At 37.0% G+C, this 2345-nt stretch carries 3 protein-coding genes; all 3 read right to left on the reverse strand.

The annotated features are described in order from the left end of the window. Window positions 1-702 (reverse strand): hypothetical protein (locus QA601_18795; GenBank protein MDG5817151.1); only part of this gene is annotated, 702 nt, incomplete at its 3' end. 402 nt (window positions 703-1104) lie between these two features. Next, window positions 1105-1809, reverse strand: a complete 705-nt coding sequence (locus tag QA601_18800; GenBank protein MDG5817152.1) for a hypothetical protein — start codon at window positions 1807-1809, stop codon at window positions 1105-1107. Next, a partial coding sequence (locus QA601_18805; GenBank protein ID MDG5817153.1) for an RHS repeat-associated core domain-containing protein occupies window positions 1799-2345 on the reverse strand: 547 nt, incomplete at its 5' end. The genes QA601_18800 and QA601_18805, both read right to left, overlap by 11 nt.

The following is a 2345-nucleotide window of genomic DNA, read 5'->3' on the forward strand; positions in this document are numbered from 1 at the left end:
TAAATTAATATCCGCCAGATGCTGGTTGAACCACTCATCTCCGTGTTGTGGAGTGTTTTGGTTTAAGCCGGTGTGCTCGCGACCGGTGGCACGGGTTAGGCGGTACAGTGCATCGTATTCATAAGTGCATTTAGGCTCTACTACCTGATTATTGGTGAATACCGAATCAAAGGAATTATCCTCAATCTCTGTAACGTTTCCGACGGGATCGTAGGTATAGGCGATATCCTGAAGCAGCTTATTATTACTGGCCCTTGTTGTTTTTAACGAGGTTAAGCGAAAGGTTTTATCATCATATTCATATTCTGTGAAGGTCCCGTTTCCGTAATCGATTCTTTGGCGCTGGCCCTTGGCGTTGTAACAGATACCGGTGACAAATTCGGTGAAATCAGTTTCGCTTTTGAGCTGAACTTTAACTTTATTTAAGGCTCCAGACTGGTGAAACTCTGCAACAGTGACACTTTCATCAGGCTTTGTCTGCTCGATTATACGACCAAGCGCATCATATTTGTTATTTGTGGTAAACGTCTCAGATTCCAGAAGTGAGTCAGGATCTGCAACATCCCAGTTTGCCTCTGTATCTAATGCTCCGGTTGTAAGCGCACGAAGACGGTAAACGCTTTGCGGCACTTCACCTTTAAAGGTATAGGCAGGGAGGAGGTCAGTATCAGATTCAGCAGAGCATTGAAGAGCTGTCGGCAAAACACTTTGAAGACCTAAGAATTCAGCAATGGATGATTAGGCATTACTCAAATAGTATAACCGCCTTTCTTTAGACATTGAAAACGGTCTGCCTGTAAGAAAAGCATACACGATGTGTCACTGAATACTGTTTTTAAAGTAAAAAAGGTGATGGGATTGGGAGCGTAAGTACCATACACTAACTTAAGCAGAAGAGGAAAAAGGGCACATTTCTTTTCAAATATCTCATTTTCAGGCAAAAGGGCTAATCTTTTCTGGGGTGATTCCGGTTTTTTTCTGGGTTGGTTTTTTAACAATCACCCCGTCCCTCCAATTGTGAAAGTATATGAGCAAGAAACCTTCAAGCATAATGAAAACTTCTTAGAGGAGTATGTTTCATAGTTAGCGTAATTCGAAAAAACACTACGGTGAAGGATTTTTATTTCTACTGTTTGCTACAAGGGCCCGTGATTTTTCAAGTGGAAAAACGCGCGCAAGCTCATCTTCAATATCAGGTAACTTAATTCTTCTTTTATCAGATATTATTCTATCTAATGTAAGTATTTGTCGTCTATCTTTGTTCATAGAAAGAGATCTATATTGTAAAAGTCCGATTCCAAACCCCCACACTTTTGAGCTAATGTAGTTCTCCAAATTTCGATATTGTTTAATAATTTCAACAGCTACAATTGAATCCAGGATTGTAGATTTATTCATTATTACAATTACAGGTGCATCTGCGATACCATGTAATCTATGTGGTTTCTCCAATATAACAGCTTCTCTAAACGAAACGAAATATAAACTATCCATCTTTCCGGTAAATTTTAATTCATAACTACCACTTTCATGAAGCTTAGCATTAAAATTGGATCTACCTTTTTTAAGAAATAAATTTAATGTATCCATAACACGTTTTAAATGGATACGAGAAAACTCTGGTTGTGGTTTCTCAACCATGTTTGCATATGTTATCATATAATTTACATCGTGCTTATAGATACATACCAATGTACTATCAAATTTATAAAATAAAGAACTATTATCAACTGTGAAATCATAATATTTACATTGTAACAATAGTAATAGTAGGCTAATTACTGGTATTTTTACTGTCTTATTCATCATATCGACTTCTCAGAAAATTGACCATTCCATCCCAAAAACCTCTATTAAGACCATCTTTAATCTCATCTACACTTTTTACTGCATCCTCACCAAACTTTTCTTTATTTTCACTCACCCATTCCCTTAATTCCGATTCCCTCATTGTAATTATAGATTTTTTACGATCTTCTTCGCTAAATAGAGCTTTGTTAATTTCCAATTCTCTCTCGTCACTAACATTCAAACCATGAACTGTCGGTTGCATTAATCCTATAAATTCAAGTGGCACTTTAATTCCGTAATAGAATAACGGACTAATAAAATTCTTCACTACTTTATCTAAAATTTTACCTCTCCCTCCTTCATTAAAATGTTTTATTTCATCGGCAATATGAATTACAAAAACATTACGTTCTCCTGGTAAATCTCCATAACTAATACGATACATACCATTAGGGTCAACCCAACTAATTGGATTTCCACCATTGTAATTATACAGATCCCAAAATTCCCTCGCCGGATCGGTACTCACCCACCTCCCCACATCCGCACAATAA

Source organism: Chitinispirillales bacterium ANBcel5 (genome assembly GCA_029688955.1).
In the GTDB taxonomy this organism is placed as follows: domain Bacteria; phylum Fibrobacterota; class Chitinivibrionia; order Chitinivibrionales; family Chitinispirillaceae; genus Cellulosispirillum; species Cellulosispirillum alkaliphilum.